Source organism: Allobosea sp. GW823-FHT01F03 (assembly GCF_058798075.1).
Map to the genome: position 1 here is coordinate 2,256,691 of NZ_CM179505.1, position 22,326 is coordinate 2,279,016.

The following is a 22,326-nucleotide window of genomic DNA, read 5'->3' on the forward strand; positions in this document are numbered from 1 at the left end:
CCATGCTTCGTCTTTCGCTCGCCGCCGCGCTCCTCGCCGGCACCGCGCTCGCCGCCCAGGCCCAGGCCCTGCCGGACCGCATCAAGAACGCCGGCAAGATCGTCATCGCCACCCAGCCGAACTACGCGCCGATCGTCTACAAGGATCCGGCGACCAACACGATGACCGGCTTCGATTACGAGCTCGGCGAGGCGATCGCCAAGGAGCTCGGCGTCAAGGCCGAGTGGCAGGAGACCGCCTTCGCCCAGATGCTGCCCTCGCTGCAGACCGGCCGCGTCGACATGGTGATGGCCGGCATGAGCGACCTGCCGGCGCGCCGCGAGACCGCCGATTTCGTCAACTACCTGGTCTCGGGCGCGCAGTTCTACACGGTGACGGCGCTCGCTGGCTCGATCAAGACGCCCGAGGACCTCTGCGGTAAGACCGTCGGCGCCAGCCGCTCGACCAACTGGCCCCGTCAGATCGGCGAGTGGAGCGAGGCCAACTGCGTCGCCAAGGGCAAGCCGGCGATTAACGTGGTCGGGACGGAAGGCTCGGTCGATGCGCGCACGCAGCTCAAGACGCAGCGCCTGCAGGGCGGTGTCCAGGGCAGCGAGACGATGAGCCATAACCAGAAGCTCGAGCCCAACACCTATGTGGTGCTCGGCACACCCTTCACCCGCTCGCTGGCCGGCATTCCGTTCCCGAAGACGGCCGAGGGCGGCCAGCTGCGCGATGCGGTCAAGGGCGCGCTGGAGCGGCTGCAGGCGAACGGCACCTATGACGCGCTGATCGCCAAATACGGTCTGCCCGACAACGCCCTGAAGCCGATTTCGGTCAACAAGGGCGAGTGAGCTTGCGGTATCGGCGGGCCGAGAATTCGGATCGCCAACCTGCATGGAACGACGGAGCGGCGCTGACGGGCGCCGCTCTTTTTGTTATACGTCCTGTATAACGCGAACCCCGGAGCAGGCGATGAACAAGCCCGAAAAGCCCGCCGGCGAGCAGGCAATGGTCCTGCAGGTCCGCAAGATCGGCAATTCGGTCGGCATCATCCTGCCGAAGGAGCTGCTGGCGCGGCTGAAGCTGGCGGAAGGCGACAAGCTGACGGTCGTCGAGCAACCGGAGCTCGGCCTGAAACTGACGCGCTATGACGATACCCATGCGCGCGGGCTTGAGATCGCCCGCCGTTCGTTCAAGACCTACGCGAATACCTATCGCGCTTTGGCGAAATGACCGAGCCCATCTGGGTCAGCGTCGAGTTGGTGGTCGATATTCACGCCGAGCAGCTCGCGCTGTTCGGCGGGCCGGCTGGAATTCGCGATCACGGGCTTCTGGAATCGGCGCTGGCGCGGGCTCCGAACAAATATTCCTATGGCGAGCATGAGCTTGCTGCCTTAGCTGCAACTTATGCATTCGGCGTCGCACGCAACCATCCCTTCGTCGATGGCAACAAGCGGGCCGCCTTCGCGAGCATGATCGTTTTCCTCGGTCTCAACGGCATCGATTTCCTGGTGCCTGAGCCGGAAGCCACCGCGGCGATCCTCGCCCTCGCCGCCGGCGAGGTCGACGAAGACGGGCTGACGCGCTGGATTCGCGACAACTGGCCAAAGGACGCGCCCGTATGAAGACGCCGATCTGGGTCGAGGCCGCGATCAACGGTCCCTGGGGCAAGGAGCGCCAGCCCGGCATCCCGATTGCGATCGAGGAGATCGTCGCTGACGGGATCGCGGTCGTCGAGGCCGGGGCGGCGATCGTCCATCTGCATGTCTACGACGTTGAGACCGGCCGCCAGCGCGACGACTGGGAGCTCTATGCCCGAGCGATCGAGGGGATCAGGACGAAGGTCGATGCCATCGTCTATCCGACCATCCCGATCCTGGGCTCCGGCTATGCCGGCGACATGCATGGCTCCGGGCGCTACACGCATCTCGAGGAGCTGGCGAAGCGCGGCCTCGTCGAATGGGGCGTGCTCGATCCCGGCTCCTGCAACTGGATGACCTATGCCGGCATGCCCGAGGGCGAGGCCGGCTTCATCTACCAGAATCCGGGCGAGCATATCCGCGAGGGCATGGCGGTGGCGGAGCGTCACAAGGTCCATCCGAGCTTCGCGATCTACGAGCCCGGCTTCACCCGCCTCGGCGCCGGGCTGGCCAAGGCCTATCCCGGCATGCCTGTGCCGATCTACCGGCTGATGTTCTCCGATGCCTTCGCCTGGGGTTTTCCGCCGAAGCTCTTCGGGCTCGAGGCGCATCTCGCGCTGCTCGGCGAATCTGCGCCCGGTGCTCCGGTGATGATCGCCGGGCTCGGCGTCGAGCTCGGCGAGCTGATCCCGCACGCGGTGGGGCGCGGTGTCCATGTCCGCGCCGGGCTGGAGGATGCGCATTTCGGCGAGACGCGCAGCAATCGCGCGTTGATCGCCGAGCTGGTCGCCCGCGTCGAGGCGGCCGGAGGCCGGCCGGCGAGCACTGCCGAGGTGCGCGCCGACCTCAAGGCGCGGGGCTGAGCGCCTCGACAAGTTCGGCCAGGATCGCGACGCCGAGCTCGATCTCCTGCGGCTCGACGCTGGCATAGCCGATGACGAGGCCGGCCATGTCCGGCCGGGCGGCGGTCTTCGGAGCCATATAGAGCGGCCCGATCGGGTAGACGCCGATGCCGCGTGCGCGGCCCTGCGCGACGAAGGCCAGTTCGTCGGCCGCCGCGATGTCGCGGAACCAGAGGACGACATGCAGGCCGGCATCGGCGCCGGAGACGACGATGCGGTCACCGAGCCGGCGGGAGAGGGCAGCGAGCAGGGTGGCCCGCCGCTCGGCATTACGCCGCCGGCTGCGGCGGATATGGCGCTCATAGGCCCCGCTTTCGAGCAGGATCGTCAGCGCCTGCTGCTCGAGCCCGGGCGCGTGACGATCGGCCAACGCCTTGGCGGTGGTGAAGATGGGGACGAGGGCCGGCGGCAGGACGAGATAGCCGAGCCGGATCGTCGGCGAGAGCGCCTTTGAGACGGTGCCGAGATAGATGATCTCATTGCCCTCGGCGAGCGCGTGCAGAGGCGGGACCGGGGCGATGTCGTAGCGGTACTCGCTGTCGTAATCATCCTCGACGATACAGGCGCCGCAGCGGCGAGCCCAGGCGAGCAGTTCGAGCCGGCGGGCGACCGGCATGACCCCGCCGAGCGGATACTGGTGCGACGGCGTGACATAGGCGAGCCGGGCGGAAAGTGAGGCGAGCCGGTCGGTCCGGAGCCCGTCCTGATCGGCCTCGACCGGGATCGCGACGCCCCCCGCCGCGGCGAAGACCTGCCGCGCCATGCCATAGCAGGGATCCTCGACGACGAAGCTCTCGCCGGGTTCGAGCAGAAGCCGGGCGCAAAGGTCGAGCCCCTGCTGCGAGCCGTTGACGATGACGATCTGGTCCATCTCGCAGCGCAGGCTGCGGGCCCGCCAGAGATAGCCCTGAAGGGCCTGGCGCAGTTCTTCCGCGCCCGCCGGGGCGTCATAGCTCAGCCGCTGTGGCCGACGGCTCGCCGCCATGGCGACGGCCCGTTTCCAGATATCGGCCGGGAAATCGGTGGAGGCGAGGTCGCCATAGCGGAAATCGGCGACGAGCCTGGCCGACCCTGGTGGGCGCGGTGGCAGGGCCATCGCCGCGACGCGTTCGCCGAAGCGGGAGAGGACCGGCCTTGCCGCGTTCACGCCATCGTCGGGCGTTTCCGGCTTGGCTGCTGCGGGCATGGCTGCGACACGGGCGCGAGCGCCCTGGCGGCCGGTGATGAAGCCTTCCGAATGGAGCTGCTCATAGGCGGCCGTCACGGTGGTACGGGATACGCCGAGCTCGGCGGCGAGCGTGCGGGTCGAGGGCAGGGCGGCGTCAGGACGATAGACGCCGGTGCCGATCTGCGCCTTCAGCGCGGCGTAGATGTCCCGCGCGCGCTGGGGCCGAGCCGAGATCACATCGCCACCTTGTCAACTGGACCAGATAAAAATCTATAAACTGGACGTTTCATGCGGTCCAGTATCTTCCTATCCTGCGCCTGTTCGACAGGATCAGTCATGTACACACCGCCAGCCTTCCGCGAAGACGATACCGCCGCCCTGCACGCTCTGATGCGCGCCGCCCGCCTCTGCAATTTTGTCACGGCGACGGCGGAGGGGCCGATGGCGACGCCATTGCCGCTGTTTCTCGACGAGAGCGAGGGCCCATTCGGCACGCTTTATGGACATATCGCCAGGCCGAACCCGCAATGGCAGGTGCCGGTTCTGGGCGAGGCGATGGCGATCTTCATGGGGCCGGACGCCTATGTCACGCCGAGCTGGTATGCGGCCAAGCGCGAGCACGGCAAGGTCGTGCCGACCTGGAATTACATCGCGGTGCAGGCCTCGGGACCGGTCGAGTTCTTCGAGGATCCGGAGCGGCTGCGCGCGGCGGTCACGCGCCTGACGAATCTGTACGAGCGGCCCCGGATCGAAGCCTGGGCGGTGTCGGATGCGCCGGAGTCCTTCATCGCGGCGCAGCTGCGCGGCATCGTCGGGCTGCGCATGCCGATCACGAGGCTCGTGGGCAAGCGCAAGATGAGCCAGAACCGCAGCGCCGAGGACCGCTCCGGCGTCGTCGCCGGCCTGCGCCAGGGCGAGCGCGCCAGCGACCATGTCGTGGCCGAGCTGGTGGCTGAAGGAGGCGTGGCATGAACATCGTCGCATCGGTTTCGGGGGAGCTCGAAGCCCGCTTCGGCTCTGATCCCGAGACCATGTTCAGGCAGAATCTCGCCGCTGTCCGCGAGCGCATTGCCGCGGCCTGCCGGCGCGCCGGGCGCGATCCCGATTCGGTGCGGTTGCTGCCGATCAGCAAGACGGTGCCGGCACAGATGCTGCGCCACGCCTTCGCCGCCGGCATCGACCGGTTCGGCGAGAACAAGATCCAGGAGGCGCAGGGCAAGCAGGAGGCGCTCGCCGACCTGCCGGTGGCGTGGAGCATCGTCGGTCATCTGCAGAGCAACAAGGTCCGCAACCTGACCCGTTTCGCCGTCGAGTTCCATGCGCTGGACAGCCTGAAGCTCGCGGCGCTGCTCGATGCTCGGCTGGCGGCGGAAGGACGCAGCCTCGACGTCTATGTCCAGGTCAACACCTCCGGCGAGGAGAGCAAATACGGGTTGCATCCCGATGCCTTGCGCGATTTCGTCGCGGCGCTGCCGGACTTCCCCAGGCTCAGGCCGCGCGGGTTGATGACCTTGGCGCTGTTCAGCGACGAGATGGAGCGGGTACGACCCTGTTTTCGCCTGCTGCGCCGGCTCCGCGACGAGGCCGTGCAGCTGCATCCGGGCCTCGGCGAGCTCTCCATGGGCATGTCCGGCGATTTCGAAGCGGCGATCGAGGAAGGCGCCGACGTGGTCCGGGTCGGGCAGGCGATCTTCGGCAAGCGCCCGACGGCGAACGGGCATTATTGGCCGGGGCTGGCGCCGGGCTGAGCCGGTTCTGGGGGCGGCGAGGGCTGGAGCTTGGCCGGGGCGCCACCTACATTGGCCGGACAAGCCCGCTCAGGCCCAGCGAGACCCGATGTCCGAACGCGATAGCGAAGCCAACCGATTTTCCGCCCGGGCCGCGCGCTATGCCCGCGTCGGCGCCAATGTCGGCGGGGTCGCGGCGCGGATCGCCGGCACGAAGCTGTTCGGGCTCGAAGGCCGCAACGCGACCAATGCCGAGGCGCTGGCCAAGGCGCTCGGCGGCCTGAAGGGCCCGCTGATGAAGGTCGCGCAGCTCGTCGCCACCATTCCCGATGTTGTTCCGCCGGAATACGCCGCCGAGCTGCAGAAGCTGCAATCGGAGGCACCGCCTATGGGCGCGGCCTTCGTCAAGCGCCGCATGCAGGCCGAGCTCGGGGCGAACTGGCGCGAGCACTTCGGCGCATTCGAGCTGAAGCCGGCGGCGGCAGCCTCGCTCGGCCAGGTGCACCGCGCCACCTCGCTCGACGGCGCGCCTCTGGCCTGCAAGCTGCAGTATCCCGACATGGAATCGGCGGTCGAGGCCGATATCGCCCAGCTCGAAATCCTGTTCGGCCTGCACCGGCGCATGGGCGCGGTGATCGACACCAGCGAGATCGCCAAGGAGATCAGCGCCCGCGTTCGCGAGGAGCTCGACTACCGGCGCGAGGCCAGGCACGTCGCCCTCTACCAGCGCATGCTCGCCGAAACGCCGGAGGTGCGGGTGCCGGGCGTGGTCGCCGAATTGTCGACGCGGCGGCTGCTGACCATGCACTGGCTCGATGGCGACAAGATCCTCGCCCACAAGCAGGCCAGCCAGGAGATCCGGGACCGGATCTCGACCGCGATGTTCCGGGCCTGGTGGCGGCCCTTCAGCCATCACGGCGTCATCCATGGCGATCCGCATCTGGGGAACTACACCGTGTTCTCGGAAGGCGGCGAGCCTCAGGGCATCAACCTGCTGGACTATGGCTGCATCCGGATCTTCCCACCGAGCTTCGTCGGTGGCGTCGTCGACCTCTATCGCGGCCTGCTCGAAGGCGACGAGGCGCGTGTCGTGCATGCCTACGAGGTCTGGGGCTTCAAGGGCCTGACCAAGGAGCTGATCGACACGCTGAACATCTGGGCGCGCTTCATCTATGGGCCGCTGCTGGAGGATCGCACGCGCCGGATCGCCGAGGGCGTCAGCCCGGCCGAATATGGCCGCAAGCAGGCCTTCCAGGTCCACAGCGCGCTGAAGGCGCGCGGGCCGGTGACGGTGCCGCGCGAATTCGTCTTCATGGACCGCGCCGCGATCGGGCTCGGCGGCGTCTTCCTGCATCTCGACGCCGAGCTGAATTTCCACCGGCTGTTCGAGCAGGAGATCGAGAATTTCAGCGTGGCGCGGGTCGCCGGCGTGCAGGGCGCGGCCCTTTCCGCGGCGGGGCTGGCCGGATCCTGAGCGCCTGCGCCATATTGCCTCATGCCGGCACAAGGCTCGTGCAGTGCGGCGGGGGGCGGACATGGCCAGGCAGGGCACGGAGGCCGAGGCGAAGACGGGCGGCGAGCGCCGCCGCTACGAATTGTTCGTGCGGCGCGGCCCGGGCGGTTTCGTGCTGAAGCAGAGCGATGAAGGCGTCGGGCTGGACGGTGATCTCCTGTTCTGGAGCACGCCGCAGGGCGAGGTCGCCAGACCGTTCTCCGAGATCTCCGGCGTGCATCTGTCGACGGTGCATATCGCCCGGCAGGGCGATTTCGGCACCTGTTCGATCGCGTTCTCGGGGGCGCCGCCGCTGATCGTCAGCTCCAATACCGCCTATGGCTATGCCGACGAGGAGCGTAACCAGACCTACCGCGCCTTCCTGGAGGATCTGCACACGACGCTCGCCATGCGCATGCCCGGCAAGGTCCGCTATTCCTCCGGGGTCAGCGAGGCGCGCATCGCCTTCATCCAGGTGATGCTGATCGTCATGGGGCTGCTGATGGTCGCTCTGCCGCTCGTGCTGCTGGCGATGACCGGCGAATTGAGCATGCTCTGGGTCATCTTCGTCGGCTTCGCCTTCGTCTCGGGCTATTTCCGCTGGGTCCAGAGGAACGCGCCCCGGACCTATGAGCCGGCCAGGATTCCTGCCGATCTGCTGCCTTGAAGCAAGGCGCGGCGGAGCTTTCCGGCGGCACCCCCTGACGCGACGTCGCTTTCCCCGGTGATTGCCTAGGGATGAGGCAAGCGGCATGGTGTCATGCGTTGCCATCGGCCGCGCCAGTGCGCTACAGGGCAACAGGATTTTCATCGAGCAGGGACCATTTTTCATGGCCGACCACGGACAGCACGCCGCCGACATTCCGCAGATGGACTATGCGGAGCACGAGGGCACCTATCATGGCTTCGTGCGCTTCGCCGAGATCGCCACGATCGCCTGCCTGGCCATCGTCACGGCGCTGGCCGTCGGCGGCACCAAGCACGCCTGGGGCACCGCGATCATCGGCACGCTGCTGACGCTGATCAGCACCGGTATCGGCATCGCCGCGCCGTCGGTGGGCTGGCGCGCGCCTGCCGTTCCGTTCGGTCTGATGCTGCTCGCGCTCCTCCTCCTGTAAAGCCTGAAAGGCCCGGCCTCCCATGCGCATTGCTGTCCCCGCGGAAACGCAAGGGGCGGAGACCCGCGTCGCCGCGACGCCGGAAACCGTCCGCAAGTTCATCGGCCTCGGTGCCGAGGTCGTGGTCGAGAAAGGTGCCGGCGCTGCTTCCGGCATCAGCGATGCGGATTATGAGGCGGCTGGCGCAAAAACCGCGGCAGGTGCGGCCGAAACGCTCGCCGGCGCGACGATCGTGCTGAAGGTGCGCCGTCCGGCCGAGGCCGAGATCGCCGGGCTGCCCGCCGGTGCGCTGGTGGTCGGCATCATGGATCCCTATGGCAGCGAGGCGCAGGTCGAGGCTCTGGCCAAGGCCAATGTCGCCGCCTTCGCCATGGAGTTCATGCCGCGCATCACGCGTGCGCAGGTGATGGACGTTCTGTCCTCGCAGGCGAACCTCGCCGGCTACCGCGCCGTCGTCGACGCCGCGGCCGAATATGGCCGGGCGCTGCCGATGATGATGACCGCTGCGGGCACCGTGCCGGCGGCGAAGATCTTCATCATGGGCGTCGGCGTCGCCGGCCTGCAGGCGATCGCCACCGCGCGCCGCATGGGCGCGATCGTCACCGCGACCGACGTCCGGCCGGCGACCAAGGAGCAGGTTGAATCGCTCGGCGCCAAGTTCCTCGCGGTCGAGGACGAGGAGTTCAAGCAGGCACAGACTGCCGGCGGCTACGCCAAGGAAATGTCCAAGGAGTATCAGGCCAAGCAGGCCGAGCTGACGGCGAGCCACATCGCCAAGCAGGACATCGTCATCACCACCGCGCTGATTCCCGGACGGCCGGCGCCAAAGCTAATCTCGGCCGCAATGGTCGAGAGCATGAAGGCGGGCTCGGTGATCGTCGACCTCGCGGTCGAGCGCGGCGGCAATTGCGAGCTCGCCAAGCCCGGCGAGACGGTGACGACCGCCAATGGCGTCAAGATCGTCGGCCATCTCAACGTGCCGGGCCGGCTGCCGGCGACCTCGTCCAGCCTCTACGCCAAGAACCTCTTCGCCTTCGTCGAGACCCTGATCGACAAGAAGGAGAGGAAGCTCGCGGTGAACTGGGATGACGAACTCGTCAAGGCGACCTGCCTGACCAGGGACGGCGCCGTCATCCATCCGAATTTCGCGGCCAAGGCCTGAGCGGTCGACGAGGGAGTGTCAAACCATGGCTAATCCGACCCCCGAACAGGCGCTCGAACAGGCCCGCTCGGCCGCTGCGCTTGCCAAGCAGGCCGCCGAGCTCGCCGAGAAGTACGCCGAGCAGGCGGCGCATGCCGCTGGCGCCGCGACCGGTGTCGACCCGACGGTCTTCCGCCTCGCCATCTTCGTCCTCGCCGTCTTCGTCGGCTACTACGTGGTCTGGTCGGTGACCCCGGCCCTGCACACGCCGCTGATGTCGGTCACCAACGCGATCTCCTCGGTCATCGTCGTCGGCGCGCTGCTCGCGGTCGGCGTCCAGGCTGCGCCCGCTCTGGGCGACGGCCCGCTCTGGGCCAAGGTGTTCGGCTTCGTCGCCCTCGTGCTCGCCTCCGTGAACATCTTCGGCGGCTTCCTCGTCACAGAGCGTATGCTCGCGATGTACAAGAAGAAGGGCTGAGCGCATGGCCGCGAACCTCTCCGCCCTGCTCTACGTCGTCTCGGGCGTCCTCTTCATCATGGCCCTGCGCGGGCTGTCGCATCCGACGACCTCGCGCCAGGGCAATCTCTACGGCATGGTCGGCATGGCGATCGCCGTGCTGACCACGGTGATCTTCTATCCGCCGGCCGGTTTCTCCGGCTGGCTGCTCGTCATCCTCGGCATCGCCATCGGCGGCGGCATCGGCGCCTTCATGGCCAAGCGCGTGCAGATGACGCAGATGCCGCAGCTCGTCGCCTTCTTCCACTCGCTGGTCGGTCTCGCCGCCGTGCTGGTGGCGGCCGCCGCGCTCTATGCGCCCGAAGCCTTCGGTATCGGCCAGGTCGGCAAGATCAAGGGCGCCAGCCTGTTCGAGATGGGGCTCGGCGTCGCCATCGGCGCGATCACCTTCACCGGCTCGATCATCGCCTTCCTCAAGCTCGACGGGCGCATGAGCGGCAAGCCGATCATGCTGCCGCAGCGCCATGCCATCAATATCGGCCTCGGCATCGCGCTCGTGGTGATGCTGCTGATCTTCCTGCAGACGGAAAGCCATGTCCTGTTCTGGCTGATCGTGCTGGTCTCCTTCGCCCTCGGCATCCTGCTGATCATCCCGATCGGCGGCGCGGACATGCCGGTCGTCGTCTCGATGCTGAACTCCTATTCGGGTTGGGCGGCGGCGGGCATCGGCTTCACGCTCGGCAACATGGCGCTGATCATCACCGGCGCGCTGGTCGGCTCCTCCGGCGCGATCCTGTCCTACATCATGTGCAAGGCGATGAACCGGAGCTTCATCTCCGTCATCCTCGGCGGCTTCGGCGGCGACGATGCCGCGGCCGGTCCGGGTGGCGCGGTGGAAGCGCGCCCGGTCAAGCAGGGCTCGCCCGACGATGCCGCCTACATCATGAAGAATGCCGGCAAGGTCCTGATCGTTCCGGGCTATGGCATGGCGGTGGCGCAGGCCCAGCACGCGCTGCGCGAGATGGCGGACCTCCTCAAGAAGGAGGGCGTCGAGGTCAAGTACGCGATCCATCCGGTGGCGGGCCGCATGCCCGGCCATATGAACGTGCTGCTGGCGGAAGCCAATGTGCCCTATGACGAGGTCTTCGAGCTCGAGGACATCAACTCCGAATTCGGCCAGGCCGACGTCGCCTTCGTCATCGGCGCCAACGACGTCACCAACCCGGCTGCCAAGACCGACAAGTCCTCGCCGATCTATGGCATGCCGATCCTCGACGTCGAGAAGGCCAAGACCGTGCTGTTCATCAAGCGCGGCATGGCGGCCGGCTATGCCGGCGTCGAGAACGAGCTGTTCTTCCGCCCCAATACGATGATGCTGTTCGGCGACGCCAAGAAGGTCACCGACGAGATCGTCAAGGCGATGGCGCACTGAGCGCCCGCCATAGCAATGACGCAAAGGGCCGGCTTCCATGCCGGCCCTTTTTTATTGGAAGCTCCATGCCTGAACTGCCGATCCGCTCTTTCGAACCGCAGGACCGCGAGGCGGTCATCGCCTTGCACTGGGAACTCAACCGCCATGAGCAGACCGTCTCCGGCGACCGTGCGCTCGAGCGGGAGGATGCCGTGGCCTGCCTCGCCGATGACGAGAAGCAGATGGCCAGCCGCGGCGGTGTGGCGCTGGTCGCGCTGATCGACGGCACGGTCGCCGGCTATCTCTGCTGCGTCCTGACCAATGGCGGGCCGTTCCTGCGCGCCGAGCTGCGGCGGCAGGCCTATGTCACGACCCTGGTGGTCGGCGAGGCCTTTCGTGGGCGCGGCGTCGCCGCGGCGCTTCTGGGCGAGGCGGAGCGCTATGCGCGCGGGCAGGGCGTCGCGGCGCTGGGTGTCGGCGTGCTCGCCGGCAATGCGGGCGCTGAACGGCTCTACCAGCGCTTCGGCTTCGCGCCGCATGCCGTCGAAATGGTCAAGCGGCTGCGATGAGGCGCCTCCTCGCCATCGTCGCGGTCGCCCTGGCCTGCGCCTATGCCGGCGTGCTGGGCCTGCTCTACGTCAAGCAGCGCGGTCTGCTCTATCCGCGCAATCCGGCGCGTGCCGAAATCGCCGCGGCGAATCTGCCCGGCGTCGAGGAGGTCCGGCTGACCACGGCCGATGGCGAGACGCTGATCGCCTGGGTGGTGCCGCCGCGCGAGGGCAAGCCCGTGTTGCTGTTCTTCCATGGCAATGCCGGGAATTTCGGCGGGCCGGGACGGCAGGCACGCTTTCGGGCGCTGACGCAGGACGGGACCGGGCTGTTCGCAGTGAACTATCGCGGCTATGGCGGCTCGACGGGCGCGCCGAGCGAGGCGGGGCTGGAGCAGGACGCGCTCGCCGCCTATGACGCCGCCATGGCCCGCTTCGGCACCGACAGGCTGGTCGGATATGGCGAATCGCTCGGTACCGGAGTGGTTCTCAAGCTCGCCGCCAGCAAAGCGCTCAGGGCCGTGATCCTCGAGGCGCCTTATATGTCGACGGTCGCTGTGGCGCAGCAGATCTATCCCTATGTGCCGGTCGCCCTGCTGATGCACGACCAGTTCCGCTCGGACCTGGCGATCGGCAAGGTGCGTGGGCCGGTGCTGGTCCTGCATGGCGCGCGCGACACCGTGATCCCCTACAGCCAGGGCGAGGCGCTGTTTGCGCTGGCGAATGCGCGGAAGCGCTTCGTCCGCTTCCCGGACGGAAACCATGGAAATCTGGTTTCGCAGGGCTCGGTGCCGGAAATCCGGCGCTTCCTGGCCGATGCGGCGGCTGGCGCGCTGACCGGCAGCGACATTCTGGTCGCCGCGACGCCTTAGATCGCCGCGCGTCCGTTCGGACGCGGTCACGGCGATCTATCTCAGTGTTGTCGCATCGGAGTTTTCCGCAAGCTGGAGTCCAGTTTTCGGTCCGATGCTATAAGCCGGCGGCGGCCGACCTGGTGCCGCTACATCCGGAACAGGCCGCCGCCGCCGAGACGGCTCTGGCCAGCGCGGGCGGTCTGGTTGTTGCCGTCGAGGCCGAGCGCGCGCTGATAGGCCTCGCTGGCCTCCGTCTTCTTGCCGAGCTTCTCGAAGGCGAAGCCGCGGCCGGCCCAGGCGTCGGCATTGCGGTTGTCGACGTTCAGCGCGGCGGTGAAGTCCTCGAGCGCCGATTCATACTTTCCGAGCGCGTTCAGGCTCTGGCCGCGCGCGATATAGGGCGGTGCGTTGTAAGGGTTGCGGTCGATCACCGAGTCGAAATCGGTGACGGCATGCTGGTGCTGACCCTCCTTCTGGTAGACCAGCCCGCGCGCATGGAACGCCTCGGCCGATTCCGGATTGAGGCGGATCGCGGTGTTCAGATCGGCCAGCGCCTGCTGGCTGTTGCCCTGAGCGCGCAGCAGATTGGCGCGGCCGATATAGGCCGGGCTGTAATTCGGATTGGCGGTGGTGGCGCGGTTGAAATCCTGCAGGGCGCCGTCGTTGCGGCCGGTCTGGCGCAGGGCCAGCGCGCGATTGGTGAAGGCCGGCGCGAAGTTCGGGTCGAGCTGGGTCGCCTTGCCGAAATCGGAGATCGCGTCCGAATAGCGGCCGATGCGAGCATAGGCGGCGCCCCGGGTATTATACGCCTGCGGATCGTTCGGGTTGCGGTTGATGACTTCGGTCAGCGAGCCGATGTTGACGCTTGCCGTTTCCGTGTTCTCGGTCTGCAGCTCGGCGATCCCGGCGCCGGAGTTCATGCTGACCGTGTCGCAGCCGGCCAGTGCGGTGGCGAGGCCCATAGCGACCAGCCAGTTCCGGCCTCGGAAGATGCTCTGTCTCATCACTCTCGGCTCATGCCCCTTCTTGTGCCGCCCGCTCCCGGCGCAGCGCTGATCCGCGATCAAACGCCGAAAGCGTGACAACTTTTGGTTAACGCGGCCCGAAAAAGCAACAACGCCCGCGAAAGCGGGCGAAGGTCGGATGACGGATCAGGACTGTTCCGGCCGCAGCCGGAGCCGGACGGTTGGGCCGCTCAGGGGCGCTTCGGCTTCACCGGCGCGGGCAGCAGGCCCTCGCGCTGGAGCTTCTTGCGGATCAGTTTGCGGGCGCGGCGGACGGCCTCGGCCTGCTCGCGTGCCTTCTTCTCGGAGGGCTTCTCATAGTGCCCGCGGAGCTTCATCTCGCGGAAGATGCCTTCGCGCTGCATCTTCTTCTTCAGCGCGCGCAGCGCCTGGTCGACATTATTGTCCCGAACGAGAACCTGCACGTCTTTGGTCCGTGGTTATTGGGTGGCCGGAATAGGGGGCGGCTGGCCTTCGACGAAAACCTGCCAGAACGGCCGTGCCGATATCAGAATTCCTAGACCCTGTCCACGCCGCAACGCCACGGAAATCTGATGATGACGCCGGATTATCGGGCCTTTCCGAGGCCGTTCAATCGACCGCGGGGATGATGCGCGTGACATGCCCCATCTTGCGGCCCGGCCGTGCCTCGCGCTTGCCATAAAGGTGCAGATGCGCGTTCGGCTCGGCCAGAATGGCGCGCCAGTCATGGACCCGGTCGCCGATCAGGTTCTCCATCGTGACATGGCCGCGCCGTGTCGTGGCGCCGAGCGGGAAGCCGCAGACGGCGCGGATATGCTGGTGGAATTGCGAGGTCTGCGCGCCTTCGCTGGTCCAGTGGCCGGAATTATGGACGCGCGGGGCGATCTCGTTGACCACGACCTGCTCGCCGGAGCTGGTCTCGACGAGGAAGAACTCGACGGCGAAGACACCGACATAGCCGAGGGCCTCGCCGATCCGCCTCGCTGCATCGATCGCGGTTGCGGCTGCTGCGGTGCCGAGGCGCGCCGGTACGCTGGTCAGCGCCAGGATGTGATCGCGGTGCTCGTTCTCGCAGACGTCGAAGGCGGCGAAGCTGCCGTCGAGCCCGCGGGCCGCGACGACCGAGACCTCGCGGACGAAGCTGACGAAGCCTTCGAGAATGGCTGGGAAATGTCCGATCTCTTCCCAGGCCTGAGCGAGATCGGTGTCGACGCCGATCTTGACCTGGCCCTTGCCGTCATAGCCGAAGCGGCGCGTCTTCAGCACGCTCGGCCGGCCGAGCGCGGCGACGGCCTGCTCGAGCTCGGCCAGCGAATCGACCGGGCGGAAAGGCGCGACGGCGAGCCCGAGCTCGGAGACGAAGCGCTTCTCGCTCAGGCGGTCCTGCGTCACCGCGAGCGCCCGGGCGCCGGGGTGCAGCGGGGTGCGCGCCGCGAGGAAGGCGGCGGTGGCCGCCGGAACGTTCTCGAACTCGTAGGTCACCACATCGACCGCGTCGGCGAAGGTCGCCAGTGCCGCCTCGTCCTCATAGGCGCCGATGGTGTGGCGGGCCGCGACCTCATAGGCCGGGCTGTCAGGCTCGGGTGCGAAGATATGGGCGCGGACGCCGAGATCGGCCGCGGCCAGAGCCAGCATCCGGGCGAGCTGGCCGCCGCCGAGGATGCCGAGCACGGCGCCGGGGGCAAGTCCGCTGGAATCGGGGCGTTTCATTGGCCGTCCACCGGCTGGAGCGCGACGGCCTCGCTCTGGCGCCGGCGCCAGGCATCGAGGCGCTCCGCGAGGGGGGCGTCGTTGAGGGCCAGAACGGCGGCAGCGAGGAGGGCGGCGTTGACGGCGCCGGCGCGGCCGATGGCGAGCGTTCCGACGGGGATGCCGGCCGGCATCTGTACGATCGAGAGCAGGCTGTCCTGCCCGGAAAGCGCCTTGGATTCGACAGGCACGCCGAAGACCGGCAGCGGCGTCAGCGAAGCCGCCATGCCGGGCAGGTGGGCGGCGCCGCCGGCACCGGCGATCACGACCTTGTAGCCCCTGGCCTTGGCGCCCTTGGCGAAGTCGAACAGGCGCTCCGGCGTGCGATGTGCCGAGACGATCAGCGCCTCATGCCCGATCTCGAGCGCCGTGAGGGTCTCGGCGGCGTGACGCATGGTCGCCCAGTCGGACTGGCTGCCCATGATGATGGCGACGGGAGGGGTCGGATCGGCCATGAAATGCTCGCTTCCCGGTAGGGAGGGGAAGGGGGCGATCTAGACCGGCGGGGCCGCTGCAAGCAAGGGCGGAATCGGCGGCAGGGCCGAATCCTTCCAGCTCAGGCGATGATGTCGGGGGTGAGCTGGTCCTCGAGATGGGCGATGCGGTCGCGCAGATAGAGCTTGCGCTTCTTCAGGCGCTGGACCTGGATCTGGTTGATGGCGCCAAGCCGTTCCAGCGCGTCGATGGCGCTGTCGAGGTCGCGGTGCTCGTCGCGCAGCCGCACCAGCTCGGCCATCAGGACCTCGATCTCCTCGGCGCTCAACTCGAATCCCATAAGCCGTCTCAACATCGCCGCGATCGCTGCCGACTATGCGCAGGCCGGAGCGGCGCGGCAAGAGCGCCGCGACGGTGACGCAGGGTGGTCCGCTTCGAATCATCGGCTTTGGAAGAAGCCAGGAAGGGATCACGAAAACTCATGTTGCGCTGCACGGCTGCCCCGCAGACGTGAAGCCGGCTCTGTGTCAGAGTTGTCTTGCCAGAACGCTCATCAGGAGGATCCAGATGTCGCTGCAGACCCATCTCGCCGAGCTCGAACGCAAGCATCGCCAGCTCGAGGAGGCTATCGCCCAGGCGGTCGCCAGTCCCTCGTCCGACGATCTCGGCGTGGCCGAACTCAAGCGAAAGAAGCTGCTGCTGAAGGATGAGATCGAGCGCGTGCGGCAAACCATGCCGACACCGACGTTGCATTGAATTCCGGGCGGGCCGCCGGTCCGCATCAATCCCGCGCTCAGGCGCGATCACCGGCCCCGCAAGGGGCCGGCTTTTTTGTGCGGGCATGCTGTCCGGTCGGCTCCGGGCCTCACAATGCGTCCGCTCTGCCTGACGTCGTCAGAGCGCCCGCGCCATCTCGCGCAGCTTGAACTTCTGGATCTTGCCGGTCGAGGTCTTCGGGACTTCGGTGAAGACCACGGTGCGCGGGCATTTGAACGAGGCGAGCAGGGTCTTGCACCAGGCGACGATCTCGTCCTGCGTGGCCGTTTGCCCCGGCTTCAGCTCGACGAAGGCGCAGGGAGTCTCGCCCCATTTCTCGTCGGGGCGGGCAACGACGGCGGCGGCCTGCACAGCCGGGTGCTTGTAGAGCGCGTCCTCGACCTCGATCGAGGAGATGTTCTCGCCGCCGGAGATGATGATGTCCTTGGAGCGGTCCTTGAGCTGGATATAGCCGTCGGGATGGACGACGCCGAGATCGCCGGAGTGGAACCAGCCACCCTCGAAGGCGGCCTTGGTCGATTTCGGGTTCTTCAGATAGCCCTTCATCACGACATTGCCGCGGAACATCACCTCGCCGAGGCTCTGGCCGTCACGCGGGACCGGCTTCATCGTCTCGGGGTCGAGCACGTCGAGCCCTTCCAGCGCAGGATAGCGCACGCCCTGGCGTGCCTTGAGGGCCGCCTGCTCGGAGCCGGGCAGCGCGTCCCAGGCGCCGTTCCACTCGTTGACCACGGCCGGGCCGTAGACTTCGGTCAGCCCGTAGAGATGGACGACCTGGAAGCCCGCCTGCGCCATGCCGGCGAGCACCGCCTCCGGCGGCGGCGCTGCGGCGGTGAAGAAGTTCACCTTCTGGGGGAAGCTGCGGCGCTCGGCATCAGGCGCGTTGAGCAGCGTCGACATCACGATCGGCGCGCCGCACATATGGGTGACGCCATGGTCGGCGAGCGCGTCATACATCGCCTTGGCCCGGACCTGACGCAGGCAGACATGGGTGCCGGCGAGCAGCGAGATCGTCCAGGGGAAGCACCAGCCATTGCAGTGGAACATCGGCAGGGTCCAGAGATAGACCGGATGCCGGCCCATGCCGCCGGTGAGCACGTTCGAGGTCGCCAGGAGATTGGCGCCGCGATGGTGGTAGACCACGCCCTTGGGGTCGCCGGTGGTGCCGGAGGTGTAGTTCAGCGCGATCGCGTCCCATTCGTCCCCCGGCATCAGCCAGTCGAAATCGGAATCGCCCTTGGCGAGGAAGTCCTCGTATTCGACGCTGCCGAGGCGCTCGCCCGGGCCGTCAAAGACCGGGTCGTCATAGTCGATCACCAGCGGCTTCACCTTGCAGAGCGCCAGCGCCTCTTTGACCGTCTTCGAGAATTCCCGGTCGGCGATCAACACCTTGGCGCCGCCATGATCGAGCGAGAAGGCGATGATCGCCGCGTCGAGCCTGGTGTTCAGCGTGTTGAGGACGGCGCCGCACATCGGCACGCCGTAATGGCATTCGAGCATGGCCGGGGTGTTCGGCAGCATCGCCGCGACGGTGTCGTTCTTGCCGATGCCGTGCTGCGCAAGCGCCGAGGCGAGCCGGCGGGTGCGGGCATAGAGCTCGGCATAATTGCGGCGCAGCGGGCCGTGGATCACGGCGATCTGCTGCGGGAAGACGGCGGCGGCGCGCTCGAGGAAGGGCAATGGCGAGAGCGGCTGGAAATTCGCGGGGTTGCGGTCGAGATCGGTATCGTAGGGCGATGCGGTCATCGGGGCGCTCTTCTGCCGGAATGTTGCCGCAGCTTTAACCATCGAGGCGCGGCCCTGTAATTCATCCCTTTTGCCGATGCGGCGCAATGTCCGGCCGGGAAGGGGGCGGGCGCGGCTCAGCCGAGGAGCGGCCGCAGCCCCTCATAGATCAGCTTCAGCCCGACTGCGACCAGCAGCCAGTAGATCAGCGTGTAGAAGCGCTCGGCCGGGACGCGCCGCACCAGCCAGACGCCGGCGAGCGTCGAGAGGATCGCGACCGGGAAGAGCACGGCCGAGGCGGTGAGGTTCTGCGGGCTGAACTGGCCGAGGATGAAATAGGGCAGCACCTTGATCCAGTTCATCAGCGCGAAGAACAGCGCACCGGTGCCGACGAAGACGGCCGGCGGCAGGCGCTGCGGCATCACATAGATCTGGAAGGGCGGCCCGCCGGCATGGGCGATCATGCTGGTGAAGCCGCAGACCACGCCCCAGAAGGTGCCGGCCGAATAGTTCGCCTTGGTCACCGGGGCCGCGGTGGCTTTGCCGCCGAGCAGGCGGCGCAGCGCGAAGCCGATCGAGATCACCCCGACCGCGAACCCGACCGCGGCGTCGGAGACCTTCGCCGCCAGGAGATAGCCGGCAAGCACGCCGAGCAGCATGCCGGGGATCAGGGTCGCGAGGTTCCGTCGGTCGAATTCGCGGCGATAGGACCAGACGGTGACGACATCCTGCACGATCAGGATCGGCAGCATGATCGCCGCCGCCTGCACCGGCGAGACGATCAGCGCCATCAGCGGCAGGGAGAGCAGGCCGAGCCCCGAGAACCCGCCCTTGGAGAGGCCCATCAGCACGACGGCCGGGACCATGACGGCAAAGAAGGTGAGATCGAAGTTCATGGCCCATCACGGCTGCGGCCGGGCGGCCGGCGGGTGCGGCGCCTCCCATACGGGCTGCGCTGAAAGTCTGACATGCGGACGCTTGCGCCGAAGGGGAGAGAGTGGGCACGATCCAACGCGCCAAATCCGGCCCCCAGACGGCCCGCCCGGAGCCAAGCTCTAGGCCGAAAATCCGGCGAAGAGGAACGCATTTCATGACTGCCAGCCATGCAAGCCGCTACAGCGAAACCTATTCCGCCTGGCGGCGCGATCCGGAGGCCTATTGGGGCGAGATCGCTGGGGGTATCGAGTGGATCAGACCACCGCAGCGGATCTTCGACGGTGAGGCCGGCATCTACGGGCGCTGGTTCCCGGATGCGAGCTGCAACACCTGCTTCAATGCGCTCGACCGGCATGTCCGCGATGGCAGGGGTGAGCAGGCGGCGCTGATCTACGACAGCCCGGTCACCGGCACCAAGGCGGCTTACAGCTACGCGCAAATGCTCGACGAGGTCGCGACGCTCGCCGCCGTGCTGCAGGAATTCGGCGTCGGCAAGGGTGACCGCGTCATCATCTACATGCCGATGATCCCGGAGGCGGCCTTCGCCATGCTGGCCTGCGCCCGCATCGGGGCGGTGCATTCGGTGGTGTTCGGCGGCTTTGCCGCCAAGGAGCTGGCGACGCGGATCGACGACGCCAAGCCTAAGCTGATCCTGACCGCGTCCTGCGGCATCGAGCCGAGCCGCATCGTCGAGTACAAGCCGCTGCTCGACGGCGCGATCGATCTCGCCAGCCACAAGCCGCAGGCCTGCCTCGTGCTACAGCGGCCGCAGGCCGAGGCCTCGATGCATGCCTCGCGTGACCGCAACTGGCGCGCCATGGTCGGCGCCGCCCGGGCCAATGGTCGCAAGGCGGAGTGCGTCGAGGTCGCGGCGACCGATCCGCTCTATGTGCTCTACACCTCGGGCACGACCGGCAAACCCAAGGGCGTGGTCCGCGACAATGGCGGCCACATGGTCGCGCTGCTCGCGACGATGAGCCAACTCTACGATATCCGCCCCGGCGAGGTGATGTTCACCGCTTCCGACGTCGGCTGGGTCGTCGGCCACAGCTACATCGTCTACGGGCCGCTGATCCAGGGCGCGACCTCGATCCTCTACGAGGGCAAGCCGGTCGGTACGCCCGATCCCGGCGCCTTCTGGCGGGTGATCTCGGAATACAAGGTGGCGGCGATGTTCACCGCGCCGACCGCCTTCCGCGCCATCCGCAAGGAGGATCCTGAGGCGAAGCATCTTGCCGCCTATGACCTCTCGCATTTCCGCACGCTCTTCCTCGCCGGCGAGCGGGCCGATCCCGATACGCTGAAATGGGCGGAGGATGTGTTGAAGGTGCCGGTGGTCGACCATTGGTGGCAGACCGAGACCGGCTCCTGCATCGTCGGCAATCCGGTCGGCCTAGGCCTGCTGCCGATCAAGCACGGTTCGCCGAGCGTGCCGCTGCCGGGCTATGACGTGCAGTGCCTCGACGAGGGCGGAAGGCCGGTCGCGGCGGGGACGATGGGCGCGATCGTGCTGAAGCTGCCGCTGCCGCCCGGCGCGCTGCCGACGCTGTGGAACGACGATGCCCGCTTCCGCAGCGCCTATCTCGAGGCCTATCCCGGCTACTACAACACTTCGGATGCGGGCTTCATCGACGAGGACGGCTACGTCTTCATCATGGGGCGCACCGACGACATCATCAATGTCGCCGGCCACCGGCTCTCGACCGGCGGCATGGAGGAGGTGCTGGCCTCGCATCCGGCCGTCGCCGAATGCGCGGTCGTCGGCATCAAGGACGCCCTCAAGGGCGAGCAGCCCTGCGGCTTCGTCGTGCTCAAGGCCGGGGTGACGCAGGCGCCGGACCAGGTCGAGAAGGAGCTGGTCGGGCTGGTGCGCGACAGGATCGGCCCGGTCGCCGCCTTCAAGATCGCGATCACCGTCGGGCGCCTGCCGAAGACGCGCTCCGGCAAGATCCTGCGCGCGACGATGAAGAAGATCGCCGATGGCGAGGACTACGCGGTGCCGGCGACGATCGAGGACATCGCGGTGCTGGGCGAGATCGGCGTTGCGCTGAAGGGCAGGGGGCTGGGCTGACGCCGTGCCGAAAAGTCTGGATCGTAGACGCTCTCGTCATTCCGACCGCAGTGCAGCGGAGCGCCGGAATCCATCGTAGGCAACGGCGCTCTATGGTGGATTCCGGGTCTGCGCCGCGTCCGCGGCTTGCCGGGAATGACGGAGAGCTTGCCAGCAGAGCGTGATCAAAAGCCGATCGTCGCGCCGTTCCAGAGCAGCAGGCGGCCGGGCAGTTCCAGCCGCATCAGATCCTCGCCGATGATCAGCGGGCCGGCATAGCCGCCGGCACGGATCTCGCCGGCGAGGGCGGCTGTATCGGCGCCGGGCGGAACGAGATGGGTCAGGGCCAGGGCTCCGGCGCCGGAGCGCAGCGCGAGCCCTGCCACGACCGCCGGGGTCATGTGATAGCTCTGCACCGAAGCGACGGTTTGCGCCGAGCGCACACCGGCGACGACCGGCATCTGGCTGTCGATGAAGACCTCGCAGACCAGGAGGTCGCAGCCTTGCGCCGCCCGCTCCAGCGAAGGCGTCAGGCGGGTGTCGCCGGAGAAGACGATGCGGCTGCCATTGGCCGACAATTCGAGCCCGAAGGCGGGTTCGACCGGGCGGTGATCGACCAGGAAGGCCTTGACCGGGAGGGCGTCCAGTCCGGCGACTGGACCTTCGTGCAACTCCTCGAAGACGACTTCCAGGCCGGTGGCGTCGGGCCGCTTCTCGAAGGCGATGCGCAGGGCGCGCTCGCGGGCGAAGGCCTCGTATTGCCCACGCATATTGGCGAGCGCCGGGGCAGGGGCCAGCACGCGCCAGGGGCGGTCTCGGCCCTGATGCCAGGATGAAACCACCAACTGGTAGAAATCGACCAGATGGTCGGAATGTTCATGGGTGACGATCAGCGCGTCGATCCTGGCGCCGGCATGGCCGGCGGCGATGAGGCGCTGGCTGACACCCGAGCCGCAATCGATCAGGACGCTGGTGCCGCTGGCCTCGACGAGATGCGCCGGGCCGGCCCGGCGCAGGCCGACCGGCGGCGCACCGGTCCCCAGGAAGGTGAAGGCGAGATCGGTGGCGGACGGCGTCATCGCCGGAGATTGGCAAAGCGAATGGGCGTCGGCAAGCCGGGCGGGGCCGGGCTTCCGGTCGCGGTCGGTGATTTGCCGATCGGCGTTTGTGCAGTTCAAATACTATAAGTATTCTAATTATGATTTCTATAAATACGCTAGAATTACTT

At 67.5% G+C, this 22,326-nt stretch carries 25 protein-coding genes; 16 read left to right on the forward strand and 9 right to left on the reverse strand.

All coding sequences use genetic code 11. The features are described 5' to 3' along the window. Nucleotides 1-2 precede the first annotated feature (2 nt). The 4 genes from AC3RCC_RS10635 (at nt 3) to AC3RCC_RS10650 (ending at nt 2,485) form a co-directional block, all read left to right on the forward strand. Entirely contained in the window at nt 3-833 is an 831-nt protein-coding gene (locus AC3RCC_RS10635) for an ABC transporter substrate-binding protein (protein ID WP_291636873.1), read from the forward strand. Between the two features lie 121 nt (nt 834-954). Further along, nucleotides 955-1,215, forward strand: a complete 261-nt coding sequence (locus tag AC3RCC_RS10640) for an AbrB/MazE/SpoVT family DNA-binding domain-containing protein (protein WP_244494940.1) — start codon at nt 955-957, stop codon at nt 1,213-1,215. Further along, nucleotides 1,212-1,607: a type II toxin-antitoxin system death-on-curing family toxin gene (locus tag AC3RCC_RS10645; RefSeq protein WP_492258393.1), complete on the forward strand. Its 396-nt coding sequence runs from the start codon at nt 1,212-1,214 to the stop codon at nt 1,605-1,607. Before AC3RCC_RS10640 ends, AC3RCC_RS10645 begins: the two co-directional genes overlap by 4 nt. After that, nucleotides 1,604-2,485 (forward strand): beta-keto acid cleavage family enzyme, encoded by an 882-nt coding sequence (locus tag AC3RCC_RS10650; protein ID WP_492258394.1) that lies wholly within the window; start codon nt 1,604-1,606, stop codon nt 2,483-2,485. Before AC3RCC_RS10645 ends, AC3RCC_RS10650 begins: the two co-directional genes overlap by 4 nt. Here AC3RCC_RS10650 and pdxR read toward each other — a convergent pair. Then, nucleotides 2,469-3,929, reverse strand: coding sequence for a MocR-like pyridoxine biosynthesis transcription factor PdxR (gene pdxR, locus AC3RCC_RS10655; RefSeq protein WP_492258395.1), 1,461 nt, complete (start codon nt 3,927-3,929; stop codon nt 2,469-2,471). The genes AC3RCC_RS10650 and pdxR overlap by 17 nt on opposite strands. A gap of 99 nt (nt 3,930-4,028) precedes the next feature. On the opposite strand from pdxR, the gene AC3RCC_RS10660 reads away from it, so the two are divergent. The 10 genes from AC3RCC_RS10660 (at nt 4,029) to AC3RCC_RS10705 (ending at nt 12,458) form a co-directional block, all read left to right on the forward strand. Beyond that, entirely contained in the window at nt 4,029-4,664 is a 636-nt protein-coding gene (locus AC3RCC_RS10660) for an FMN-binding negative transcriptional regulator (protein ID WP_492258396.1), read from the forward strand. Then, nucleotides 4,661-5,440, forward strand: a complete 780-nt coding sequence (locus AC3RCC_RS10665; RefSeq protein ID WP_291636885.1) for a YggS family pyridoxal phosphate-dependent enzyme — start codon at nt 4,661-4,663, stop codon at nt 5,438-5,440. Before AC3RCC_RS10660 ends, AC3RCC_RS10665 begins: the two co-directional genes overlap by 4 nt. 88 nt (nt 5,441-5,528) lie before the next feature. Next, the gene (locus AC3RCC_RS10670) at nt 5,529-6,893 is read left to right on the forward strand and encodes an ABC1 kinase family protein (protein WP_492258397.1); all 1,365 of its coding nucleotides are present in this window, start codon (nt 5,529-5,531) and stop codon (nt 6,891-6,893) included. A gap of 61 nt (nt 6,894-6,954) precedes the next feature. Next, entirely contained in the window at nt 6,955-7,578 is a 624-nt protein-coding gene (locus AC3RCC_RS10675) for a hypothetical protein (protein WP_492258398.1), read from the forward strand. A gap of 163 nt (nt 7,579-7,741) precedes the next feature. After that, nucleotides 7,742-8,029, forward strand: coding sequence for an aa3-type cytochrome c oxidase subunit IV (locus AC3RCC_RS10680; RefSeq protein WP_291636890.1), 288 nt, complete (start codon nt 7,742-7,744; stop codon nt 8,027-8,029). Nucleotides 8,030-8,051: 22 nt separating this feature from the next. After that, complete coding sequence (locus tag AC3RCC_RS10685; protein ID WP_291646952.1) at nt 8,052-9,191, forward strand: Re/Si-specific NAD(P)(+) transhydrogenase subunit alpha; 1,140 nt, start codon at nt 8,052-8,054, stop codon at nt 9,189-9,191. Between the two features lie 25 nt (nt 9,192-9,216). Continuing rightward, nucleotides 9,217-9,648 (forward strand): NAD(P) transhydrogenase subunit alpha part 2, encoded by a 432-nt coding sequence (locus tag AC3RCC_RS10690; RefSeq protein WP_291636894.1) that lies wholly within the window; start codon nt 9,217-9,219, stop codon nt 9,646-9,648. Between the two features lie 4 nt (nt 9,649-9,652). Then, nucleotides 9,653-11,059: an NAD(P)(+) transhydrogenase (Re/Si-specific) subunit beta gene (locus AC3RCC_RS10695; protein ID WP_291636897.1), complete on the forward strand. Its 1,407-nt coding sequence runs from the start codon at nt 9,653-9,655 to the stop codon at nt 11,057-11,059. 65 nt (nt 11,060-11,124) lie between these two features. Beyond that, the gene (locus tag AC3RCC_RS10700) at nt 11,125-11,607 is read left to right on the forward strand and encodes a GNAT family N-acetyltransferase (protein WP_492258399.1); all 483 of its coding nucleotides are present in this window, start codon (nt 11,125-11,127) and stop codon (nt 11,605-11,607) included. Continuing rightward, the gene (locus tag AC3RCC_RS10705; RefSeq protein ID WP_492258400.1) at nt 11,604-12,458 is read left to right on the forward strand and encodes an alpha/beta hydrolase; all 855 of its coding nucleotides are present in this window, start codon (nt 11,604-11,606) and stop codon (nt 12,456-12,458) included. The genes AC3RCC_RS10700 and AC3RCC_RS10705 overlap by 4 nt, the downstream gene beginning before the upstream one ends. Nucleotides 12,459-12,586: 128 nt before the next feature. Here the strand turns inward: AC3RCC_RS10705 and AC3RCC_RS10710 are convergent, their stop codons facing one another. The 5 genes from AC3RCC_RS10710 to AC3RCC_RS10730 all read right to left on the reverse strand — a co-directional run bounded on the left by AC3RCC_RS10710 (nt 12,587) and on the right by AC3RCC_RS10730 (nt 15,950). Then, entirely contained in the window at nt 12,587-13,444 is an 858-nt protein-coding gene (locus AC3RCC_RS10710; protein ID WP_291636903.1) for a tetratricopeptide repeat protein, read from the reverse strand. Between the two features lie 191 nt (nt 13,445-13,635). Continuing rightward, nucleotides 13,636-13,869, reverse strand: a complete 234-nt coding sequence (rpsU, locus tag AC3RCC_RS10715) for a 30S ribosomal protein S21 (protein WP_291636905.1) — start codon at nt 13,867-13,869, stop codon at nt 13,636-13,638. Nucleotides 13,870-14,035: 166 nt separating this feature from the next. Continuing rightward, nucleotides 14,036-15,136 carry a 5-(carboxyamino)imidazole ribonucleotide synthase gene (locus AC3RCC_RS10720; RefSeq protein ID WP_492258401.1) on the reverse strand — a complete coding sequence of 367 codons (1,101 nt, stop codon included), beginning with the start codon at nt 15,134-15,136 and terminating at the stop codon, nt 14,036-14,038. Beyond that, on the reverse strand, nt 15,133-15,630 hold the full coding sequence (gene purE / locus AC3RCC_RS10725; RefSeq protein ID WP_291636909.1) for a 5-(carboxyamino)imidazole ribonucleotide mutase: 498 nt from the start codon (nt 15,628-15,630) through the stop codon (nt 15,133-15,135). The genes AC3RCC_RS10720 and purE overlap by 4 nt, the downstream gene beginning before the upstream one ends. A 101-nt stretch (nt 15,631-15,731) precedes the next feature. Further along, entirely contained in the window at nt 15,732-15,950 is a 219-nt protein-coding gene (locus AC3RCC_RS10730; RefSeq protein WP_291636911.1) for a YdcH family protein, read from the reverse strand. 227 nt (nt 15,951-16,177) lie between these two features. Between AC3RCC_RS10730 and AC3RCC_RS10735 the strand changes: the two genes are divergently transcribed. Beyond that, nucleotides 16,178-16,366 (forward strand): YdcH family protein, encoded by a 189-nt coding sequence (locus tag AC3RCC_RS10735; RefSeq protein ID WP_291636913.1) that lies wholly within the window; start codon nt 16,178-16,180, stop codon nt 16,364-16,366. Nucleotides 16,367-16,504: 138 nt separating this feature from the next. Here AC3RCC_RS10735 and AC3RCC_RS10740 read toward each other — a convergent pair whose 3' ends face one another. Then, entirely contained in the window at nt 16,505-18,133 is a 1,629-nt protein-coding gene (locus AC3RCC_RS10740) for an acyl-CoA synthetase (RefSeq protein WP_492258402.1), read from the reverse strand. A 116-nt stretch (nt 18,134-18,249) separates the two neighbouring features. Continuing rightward, nucleotides 18,250-19,008, reverse strand: coding sequence for a sulfite exporter TauE/SafE family protein (locus tag AC3RCC_RS10745; RefSeq protein WP_291636918.1), 759 nt, complete (start codon nt 19,006-19,008; stop codon nt 18,250-18,252). Between the two features lie 194 nt (nt 19,009-19,202). Between AC3RCC_RS10745 and AC3RCC_RS10750 the strand changes: the two genes are divergently transcribed. Next, the gene (locus AC3RCC_RS10750) at nt 19,203-21,119 is read left to right on the forward strand and encodes a propionyl-CoA synthetase (RefSeq protein ID WP_492258403.1); all 1,917 of its coding nucleotides are present in this window, start codon (nt 19,203-19,205) and stop codon (nt 21,117-21,119) included. 164 nt (nt 21,120-21,283) lie between these two features. Here the strand turns inward: AC3RCC_RS10750 and AC3RCC_RS10755 are convergent, their stop codons facing one another. Further along, entirely contained in the window at nt 21,284-22,177 is an 894-nt protein-coding gene (locus tag AC3RCC_RS10755) for an MBL fold metallo-hydrolase (protein ID WP_492258404.1), read from the reverse strand. Between the last annotated feature and the right edge of the window lie 149 nt (nt 22,178-22,326).

Bases quoted from the DNA above. Each gene is read 5' to 3' on its own strand.
- AC3RCC_RS10635 (WP_291636873.1), top strand. From the start codon at position 3: ATGCTTCGTCTTTCGCTCGCCGCCGCGCTCCTCGCCGGCACCGCGCTC.
- AC3RCC_RS10640 (WP_244494940.1), top strand. From the start codon at position 955: ATGAACAAGCCCGAAAAGCCCGCCGGCGAGCAGGCAATGGTCCTGCAG.
- AC3RCC_RS10645 (WP_492258393.1), top strand. From the start codon at position 1,212: ATGACCGAGCCCATCTGGGTCAGCGTCGAGTTGGTGGTCGATATTCAC.
- AC3RCC_RS10650 (WP_492258394.1), top strand. From the start codon at position 1,604: ATGAAGACGCCGATCTGGGTCGAGGCCGCGATCAACGGTCCCTGGGGC.
- AC3RCC_RS10660 (WP_492258396.1), top strand. From the start codon at position 4,029: ATGTACACACCGCCAGCCTTCCGCGAAGACGATACCGCCGCCCTGCAC.
- AC3RCC_RS10665 (WP_291636885.1), top strand. From the start codon at position 4,661: ATGAACATCGTCGCATCGGTTTCGGGGGAGCTCGAAGCCCGCTTCGGC.
- AC3RCC_RS10670 (WP_492258397.1), top strand. From the start codon at position 5,529: ATGTCCGAACGCGATAGCGAAGCCAACCGATTTTCCGCCCGGGCCGCG.
- AC3RCC_RS10675 (WP_492258398.1), top strand. From the start codon at position 6,955: ATGGCCAGGCAGGGCACGGAGGCCGAGGCGAAGACGGGCGGCGAGCGC.
- AC3RCC_RS10680 (WP_291636890.1), top strand. From the start codon at position 7,742: ATGGCCGACCACGGACAGCACGCCGCCGACATTCCGCAGATGGACTAT.
- AC3RCC_RS10685 (WP_291646952.1), top strand. From the start codon at position 8,052: ATGCGCATTGCTGTCCCCGCGGAAACGCAAGGGGCGGAGACCCGCGTC.
- AC3RCC_RS10690 (WP_291636894.1), top strand. From the start codon at position 9,217: ATGGCTAATCCGACCCCCGAACAGGCGCTCGAACAGGCCCGCTCGGCC.
- AC3RCC_RS10695 (WP_291636897.1), top strand. From the start codon at position 9,653: ATGGCCGCGAACCTCTCCGCCCTGCTCTACGTCGTCTCGGGCGTCCTC.
- AC3RCC_RS10700 (WP_492258399.1), top strand. From the start codon at position 11,125: ATGCCTGAACTGCCGATCCGCTCTTTCGAACCGCAGGACCGCGAGGCG.
- AC3RCC_RS10705 (WP_492258400.1), top strand. From the start codon at position 11,604: ATGAGGCGCCTCCTCGCCATCGTCGCGGTCGCCCTGGCCTGCGCCTAT.
- AC3RCC_RS10710 (WP_291636903.1), bottom strand. From the start codon at position 13,444: ATGAGACAGAGCATCTTCCGAGGCCGGAACTGGCTGGTCGCTATGGGC.
- AC3RCC_RS10720 (WP_492258401.1), bottom strand. From the start codon at position 15,136: ATGAAACGCCCCGATTCCAGCGGACTTGCCCCCGGCGCCGTGCTCGGC.
- purE (WP_291636909.1), bottom strand. From the start codon at position 15,630: ATGGCCGATCCGACCCCTCCCGTCGCCATCATCATGGGCAGCCAGTCC.
- AC3RCC_RS10730 (WP_291636911.1), bottom strand. From the start codon at position 15,950: ATGGGATTCGAGTTGAGCGCCGAGGAGATCGAGGTCCTGATGGCCGAG.
- AC3RCC_RS10735 (WP_291636913.1), top strand. From the start codon at position 16,178: ATGTCGCTGCAGACCCATCTCGCCGAGCTCGAACGCAAGCATCGCCAG.
- AC3RCC_RS10740 (WP_492258402.1), bottom strand. From the start codon at position 18,133: ATGACCGCATCGCCCTACGATACCGATCTCGACCGCAACCCCGCGAAT.
- AC3RCC_RS10745 (WP_291636918.1), bottom strand. From the start codon at position 19,008: ATGAACTTCGATCTCACCTTCTTTGCCGTCATGGTCCCGGCCGTCGTG.
- AC3RCC_RS10750 (WP_492258403.1), top strand. From the start codon at position 19,203: ATGACTGCCAGCCATGCAAGCCGCTACAGCGAAACCTATTCCGCCTGG.
- AC3RCC_RS10755 (WP_492258404.1), bottom strand. From the start codon at position 22,177: ATGACGCCGTCCGCCACCGATCTCGCCTTCACCTTCCTGGGGACCGGT.